At 70.1% G+C, this 6,304-nt stretch carries 9 protein-coding genes, 1 tRNA gene and 1 riboswitch; of the genes, 7 read left to right on the top strand and 3 right to left on the bottom strand.

Annotated elements, in window-relative coordinates:
* From GTW67_RS23270 to rdgB, 4 genes are all read left to right on the top strand, one after another.
* On the top strand, window positions 1-88 hold an 88-nt coding region (locus GTW67_RS23270; protein WP_524539815.1), incomplete at its 5' end, for a PTS sugar transporter subunit IIB.
* A gap of 75 nt (window positions 89-163) precedes the next feature.
* Window positions 164-901, top strand: coding sequence for a ribonuclease PH (gene rph, locus GTW67_RS23265; RefSeq protein ID WP_161166746.1), 738 nt, complete (start codon window positions 164-166; stop codon window positions 899-901).
* 151 nt (window positions 902-1,052) lie between these two features.
* Window positions 1,053-1,457, top strand: a complete 405-nt coding sequence (locus GTW67_RS23260; RefSeq protein ID WP_161166745.1) for a hypothetical protein — start codon at window positions 1,053-1,055, stop codon at window positions 1,455-1,457.
* A 47-nt stretch (window positions 1,458-1,504) separates the two neighbouring features.
* The gene (rdgB, locus tag GTW67_RS23255; protein ID WP_161166744.1) at window positions 1,505-2,107 is read left to right on the top strand and encodes an RdgB/HAM1 family non-canonical purine NTP pyrophosphatase; all 603 of its coding nucleotides are present in this window, start codon (window positions 1,505-1,507) and stop codon (window positions 2,105-2,107) included.
* A 16-nt stretch (window positions 2,108-2,123) separates the two neighbouring features.
* Here rdgB and GTW67_RS23250 read toward each other — a convergent pair.
* Both GTW67_RS23250 and bcp read right to left on the bottom strand, forming a co-directional pair.
* Window positions 2,124-2,210 (bottom strand) — tRNA-Leu (locus GTW67_RS23250).
* 42 nt (window positions 2,211-2,252) lie between these two features.
* Complete coding sequence (bcp, locus tag GTW67_RS23245; RefSeq protein ID WP_161166743.1) at window positions 2,253-2,720, bottom strand: thioredoxin-dependent thiol peroxidase; 468 nt, start codon at window positions 2,718-2,720, stop codon at window positions 2,253-2,255.
* 92 nt (window positions 2,721-2,812) lie between these two features.
* Between bcp and GTW67_RS23240 the strand changes: the two genes are divergently transcribed.
* The 3 genes from GTW67_RS23240 to GTW67_RS23230 all read left to right on the top strand — a co-directional run bounded on the left by GTW67_RS23240 (window position 2,813) and on the right by GTW67_RS23230 (window position 3,994).
* Entirely contained in the window at window positions 2,813-3,142 is a 330-nt protein-coding gene (locus tag GTW67_RS23240) for a DUF3618 domain-containing protein (RefSeq protein WP_161166742.1), read from the top strand.
* Window positions 3,143-3,220: 78 nt separating this feature from the next.
* On the top strand, window positions 3,221-3,523 hold the full coding sequence (locus tag GTW67_RS23235) for a GroES family chaperonin (RefSeq protein WP_202437592.1): 303 nt from the start codon (window positions 3,221-3,223) through the stop codon (window positions 3,521-3,523).
* Window positions 3,524-3,575: 52 nt separating this feature from the next.
* A riboswitch (guanidine-III (ykkC-III) riboswitch) is annotated at window positions 3,576-3,642 on the top strand.
* 31 nt (window positions 3,643-3,673) lie between these two features.
* The gene (locus GTW67_RS23230; RefSeq protein ID WP_161166740.1) at window positions 3,674-3,994 is read left to right on the top strand and encodes a DMT family transporter; all 321 of its coding nucleotides are present in this window, start codon (window positions 3,674-3,676) and stop codon (window positions 3,992-3,994) included.
* Window positions 3,995-4,007: 13 nt separating this feature from the next.
* Here the strand turns inward: GTW67_RS23230 and GTW67_RS23225 are convergent.
* On the bottom strand, window positions 4,008-6,304 hold a 2,297-nt coding region (locus GTW67_RS23225), incomplete at its 5' end, for a transglycosylase domain-containing protein (RefSeq protein ID WP_237518993.1).

Raw genomic sequence — 6,304 nt, 5'->3', positions numbered from 1 at the left:
TGGCGTCGTCAAGATGGGCACCGCCATCCAGGTCGTCATCGGCACCGACGCCGACCCCATCGCCGCGGAGATCGAAGACATGATGTGAGCCACCCGCTCACCGGCAAGGGGCCTTTCCCACTGCGGGAGGGGCCCCTTCCCCATGGGTCGCTAGGCTCACCGCATGTCACGAATCGACGGCCGCACCCCCCAACAGCTCCGCCCCGTCACCATCGAACGCGGCTGGAGCAAGCACGCCGAAGGCTCCGTCCTCGTCTCCTTCGGCGACACCAAGGTCCTCTGCACCGCCTCCGTCACCGAAGGCGTCCCGCGCTGGCGCAAGGGCAGCGGCGAAGGCTGGGTCACCGCCGAGTACGCCATGCTCCCCCGCGCCACCAACACCCGCGGCGACCGCGAGTCCGTCAAGGGCCGCATCGGCGGACGTACCCACGAGATCAGCCGCCTCATCGGCCGCTCCCTGCGCGCCGTCATCGACTACAAGGCACTCGGCGAGAACACCGTCGTCCTCGACTGCGACGTCCTCCAGGCCGACGGCGGCACCCGCACCGCCGCCATCACCGGCGCCTACGTCGCCCTCGCCGACGCCATCGGCTGGGCCCAGGGCAAGAAGCTGATCAAGGCCGGCCGCAAGCCCCTCACCGGCACCGTCTCCGCCGTCTCCGTCGGCATCGTCGGCGGCACCCCGCTCCTCGACCTCCGCTACGAGGAGGACGTCCGCGCCGACACCGACATGAACGTCGTCTGCACCGGCGACGGCCGCTTCGTCGAGGTGCAGGGCACCGCCGAGGCCGAGCCCTTCGCCCGCGACGAACTCAACGCCCTCCTCGACCTCGCCACCGCCGGCTGCACCGAACTGGCCGAACTCCAGCGCAAGGCCCTCGACACCGTCCTCGAACGGTAAAGAGGACGCCAAGAAAACGACGGCCGGCGCGCAACTCCACCGCCCGCCGCGGCGTCTTGGGCAGTACGGGCGTACGGCCGCATCGCCGTACGCCCGGCGCAACACCTCACACGGGCCGACCGGCCCTGTCCCAAGGGGAGGACCGAGACCCATGGCCGCGATCCGACGCAGCCGCCGTCGCCGCACCGCATACGCCGCCGCAGCCCTGGCGGCCGCCGCCCTGACCGTGGGCCTGACCACCGGCTGCGACGCCGTCGACAAGGCACTCGACTGCGTCCGCACGGCCGACGCGATAGCCGACAGCGTCACCGAACTCCAGCAGGCGGTGGAGAACGCGTCCGACCCGACGCAGCTGGAGGAGTCCCTCGACTCCATCGACAAGAACCTCGACAAGATCGGCGACCAGACCGACAACGCCGACGTCAACAAGGCCGTCGACGACCTCGGCAAGGCCGTCGACAATGTCCGCACCTCGGTCCACAACGGCGACAACACCCCCGACCTCAGCCCCGTCACCGACGCGGCGGGCGAACTGACGAAGGTCTGCACGCCGTGATCCGCACGCCGTAAGAGGACGGCGCGGGGTCCGGAATACTGGACCCCATGACCCGCCTGATCCTCGCCACCCGCAACGCCGGAAAGATCACCGAACTGAGGGCCATCCTCGCCGACGCGGGCCTGCCCCACGAGCTCGTCGGCGCGGACGCCTACCCGGAGATCCCCGACGTCAAGGAAACCGGCGTCACCTTCGCAGAGAACGCCCTCCTCAAGGCCCACGCCCTCGCCCAGGCCACCGGCCTGCCCGCCGTCGCCGACGACTCCGGCCTCTGCGTCGACGTCCTGAACGGCGCCCCCGGCATCTTCTCCGCCCGCTGGGCCGGCCGCCACGGCGACGACCAGGCCAACCTGGACCTCCTCCTCGCCCAGCTCGGCGACATCGCGGACCCCCACCGCGCCGCCCACTTCGCCTGCGCGGCAGCCCTGGCCCTGCCCGACGGCACGGAACGAGTGGTCGAGGGCCAACTCCGAGGCACCCTCCGCCACGAGCCCGCGGGCACAGGCGGCTTCGGCTACGACCCGATCCTCCAGCCGGACGACGAGACCCGCACCTGCGCGGAACTGACGGCAGCGGAAAAAAACGCGATCAGCCACCGAGGCAAGGCCTTCAGGGCCCTGGTACCGGTGGTCAGGGAGCTGCTCGGCTGAGACGCCGAGAACATACTGGTGCGGCCGGAGGGACTCGAACCCTCACGGGAGTTACCCCACTGGGACCTAAACCCAGCGTGACTGCCAGTTCCACCACGGCCGCGGGAGGTTGCTGCCCGGTCATGCTACTGGCCGGGCGGCGTCCTCAGATCCCCAAGTCCTTGATGATCTTGGCTACGTGGCCCGTCGCGCGGACGTTGTAGAGGGCTCGTTCCACGTTGCCCTGTTCGTCCACGACGATCGTGGAGCGGATGACGCCCTGGTACGTCTTGCCGTAGTTCTTCTTCTCGCCGAAGGCGCCGTACGCGTCCAGGACCTTCTTGTCCGGGTCCGCGAGGAGCGTGACCTTCAGGGACTCCGTGTCGCGGAACTTGGCGAGCTTCTCCGGCTTGTCGGGGGAGATGCCGAGCACGTCGTACCCGGCGCCGGCCAGCAGCTCCAGGTTGTCCGTGAAGTCGCACGCCTGCTTCGTGCAGCCGGGGGTAAGCGCGGCAGGGTAGAAGTAGACGATGACCTTGCGGCCCTTGTGGTCGGCCAGGGACACCTCGTTGCCGTCGGCGTCCGGGAGGGTGAAGGCGGGGGCCGGGTCCCCCGGCTGGAGTCGCTCGCTCATCGGATCAGCGTAACCGGGGGTCCTGACAGTGCAGAGCAGTGAGTAGCTGACAGACTGTCCGGGACAGTGTCAGAGGACTTCGGAGGCGTACGGTGGCGGACACGTCGGACATCAGAACCCCGGCGCAGATCGAGGCGGACATCAAGCGCCGTCGCGAGGTGCTGGCCGAGACGCTCGACGAGATCGGGGTGCGGGTGCACCCGAAGACGATCATGGGCGATGCGAAGGCCAAGGTCGCTTCCAGCGTCGACCACACCCTCGGACGGGCGTACGTCCAGGTCAATCGGGTGGTCAGCGATGTGAAGTCGCAGTTCGTGGACGAGGGGGGCGCGCCGCGGCTGGAGCGGGTCGTGCCCGTGGCGCTCGTCGTGGTCGCGGCGGTGGGCCTGCTCACCCTCGGTACCCGGCGGCGCAAGGGCTGAGGCGGGGCAGGTAGGTTTCAGGGCGTGAGCGCCAAGAGAAACGAGAGCGGTTCCCCGGACGACAAGCTGCCCATCCGGATGCTGCACGACCGTGTGCTCGTGCGGCAGGACACCAGTGAGGGCGAGCGGCGTTCCGGGGGCGGCATTCTGATCCCCGCGACGGCGGCCGTCGGCAAGCGGCTGGCCTGGGCCGAGGTCGTCGCGGTGGGGCAGAACGTGCGGACGGTGGAGCCGGGCGACCGGGTGCTGTACGACCCGGAGGACCGGGCGGAGGTCGAGGTGCGGGGCACCGCGTACGTGCTGATGCGCGAGCGTGATCTGCACGCCGTGGCCGCGGACCGCTTCGAGGGGTCCGAGGACTCCACCGGGCTGTACCTGTAGAGCAGAGTGCGCGAAGGGGCTGGTGACCACTGTCACCAGCCCCTTCGCGCTGTCTTTGCTACCTTGGAGACATCCCGACGAGACGCGCCGTACCGGGTTGAAGGAAAAGACGACGCACCCCGTTCAGTTCGCTACACGGAGGTGCTTGTCATGGCGTGGGTTCTGCTCGTCGTCGCCGGTCTGCTCGAGGTCGGCTGGTCGATCGGCATGAAGTACACCGAGGGTTTCACCCGGCTCGTGCCGAGTCTGTTCACCGGCGCCGGGATCGTGGCCAGCATGCTGCTGCTGTCGTACGCCGCCCGGACGCTGCCCATCGGTACCGCCTACGGCGTGTGGGTGGGGATCGGTGCGGCCGGTGCGGCGGTGCTCGGCATGGTGGTGCTGGGTGAGCCGGCGACCGCCGCCCGGATCTTCTTCATCTGTCTGCTGCTGGTCGCCGTGGTGGGTCTGAAGGCGACCTCGGGTCACTGACCGGGCGCGGGTCTCACTGGTCGCGCGGGGTGCCGGGCAGGCCGCCGACGAATCCGCCGGTGTCCGACTCGCCGCCGCCCGCCCCGCCGTCGGCGCCCTCGTCGGTGCCGCCGTCGCCGTTGTCGCCGTCCCCGCCGCCGGTGGGGCCGGGTTCGGTGCTGGCGCCGCCGGTGCCGGGGCTGCCGGTCGTGGGGCCGCCGTCGTCGCCGGTGTCGCCCGGGTCGGTGCTGGCGCCGCCGTTCTCGCCCGGGGTGGCCGTGTCGGTCTCCTCGTCGCCGGTGCCGTCCTCGTCGCCCGTGCCGCCGTCGGACTCGTCGCCGGTGCCGGTGTCGTCGGACGGGTCGGCGGAGGGCGGCGCGGTGACGTCGGCGCCGGCCTGGAGCTGGAGGTCGAAGTCGGTGACCGGCTGGCCCTTGAGGGCGTTGCGGGTGTACTGGGCCCAGATCTCGGCGGGCGCGCCGCCGCCGTTGATGCGGTCGAGGCCCATGACGCCGTACAGGGGCTTGTGGGCGGCCGTGACGGGGTCCTGGCCCATGACGGCGACGACCGTGGCGAGGTCGGGGGTGTAGCCGGCGAACCAGGCGGCCGTGTCCTCCTCGGCGGTGCCGGTCTTGCCGGCTGCGGGGCGGCCGGCGGCCTGGGCGGCGGTGGCGGTGCCGTTCTGGACGACGCCGCGCAGCACGGACGTGGTGGTGTCGGCGGCCTCGCGGCTGACGGCCTGGCTCTCGTGCCGTTCGGGCAGCTGGACCTCGTGCTTGCCGTCCTTCATGACCTTCTCGACCAGGGTGTACGTGCTGTGCCGGCCGTGGTTGGCGAGGGTGGCGTAGGCCTGGGCCATGTCGAGGGGGCTGGCGGTGGCGGTGCCGAGGGCGATGGCGGGGCCCTCGGGCATCTCCGGGGTGTCGGCGGCGAGTCCGAGGTCGACGGCGGTCTCCTTGACCTCGGCGGGGCCGACGTCGGTGGCCATCTGCGCGTACACGGCGTTCACGGACTTGTCGGTGGCCTCGCGGACCGTGATGTTGCCGTAGTCGCGGTGGTCCTCGTTCTCCGGGGCGTAGCGGGTGCCGCTCCAGCCCTCCACGGGGCGTTCACTGTCGCCTTCGTAGACCGTGTTCGGGTTGATCATGCGGCCGTCCTGCGTGTCGGAGTGGTTCTCGACGGCGGCGGTGAAGACGAAGGGCTTGAAGGTGGAGCCGACCTGGAAGTCGCGGCGGGTGGCGTTGGGCGTGTACTGCTTGACGTAGTCGATGCCGTTGTACATCGCGACGACCTTGCCGGTCTTCGGGTCGACGGAGGCGCCGCCGGCGCGGACGTAGGAGTCGACCTTGCGGTCCTTGCTCAGTTCGGACATCAGCTGGTCGTCGACGGCCTTGACGAAGGCGTCCTGCTTGTTCTTCTGGAGCGTGGTGGTGATGCGGTAGCCGCCGCGGGCGAGGTCGTCCTCGGTGACGACGCCGTTCTTGATCAGGTAGTCCTTGACGATACGGACGACGTAGCCGCGCTGTCCGGACATGCCGGTGGAGACGGTGGACTGCTTGGGCGTGGGGAACTTCAGTCCGGCGCGTTCGGCCTGGCCGAGCCACTTCATCTTGACCATGCCGTCGAGGACGTAGTTCCAGCGGGCCTCGGCGGCGGCCTTGTTCTCGGGGTGGGCGACGACGTCGTACTCGCTGGGCGCGTTGAGCAGGGAGGCGAGGTAGGCGCCCTGGGCGGCGGTGAGCTGGGTGGCGTCGATGCCGTAGTAGGCCTGGGCGGCGGCCTGGATGCCGTAGGCGCCGCGGCCGAAGAAGCTGGTGTTGAGGTAGCCCTCGAGGATCTCGTCCTTGCTCGTCTCGCGGTCGAGCTTGATCGAGATGAAGAACTCCTTCACCTTGCGGGTGACGGTCTGCTCCTGCGCCAGGTAGTAGTTCTTGACGTACTGCTGGGTGATCGTGGAGCCGGACTGCTTGCCCTTGCCGGTGGCGGTGTTCCAGCCGGCCCGGATCATCGCCTTGGGGTCGATGGCGGACTCGGTGTAGAAGTCGCGGTCCTCGGCGGCGAGGACGGCGTGCTGGGCGTCCTTGGAGATCCGGGCGAGGCTGACGTTCTCCCGGTTGACCTCGCCGTCGCGGGCGAGGACGCTGCCGTCGGCGTACAGGTAGACGTTGCTCTGCTTGGTGGCGAGGGCGTTGGCCGCCGACGGGATCTGTACCAGCGAGTAGCCGAGGAAGAAGCCGCCGATCACCAGCAGGACGCCGACGACGAGGGCGCCCAGCGTCATGCGCCAGGTGGGGATCAGCCGGCGCCAGCCGGTCCGCTTGGGCCTCTTCA

The sequence above is a fragment of the Streptomyces sp. SID5910 genome (assembly GCF_009862125.1).
Taxonomy (GTDB): domain Bacteria; phylum Actinomycetota; class Actinomycetes; order Streptomycetales; family Streptomycetaceae; genus Streptomyces.
Note: the sequence above shows the minus strand (reverse complement) of the source record. Positions and strands in the feature narration are given on the sequence as shown.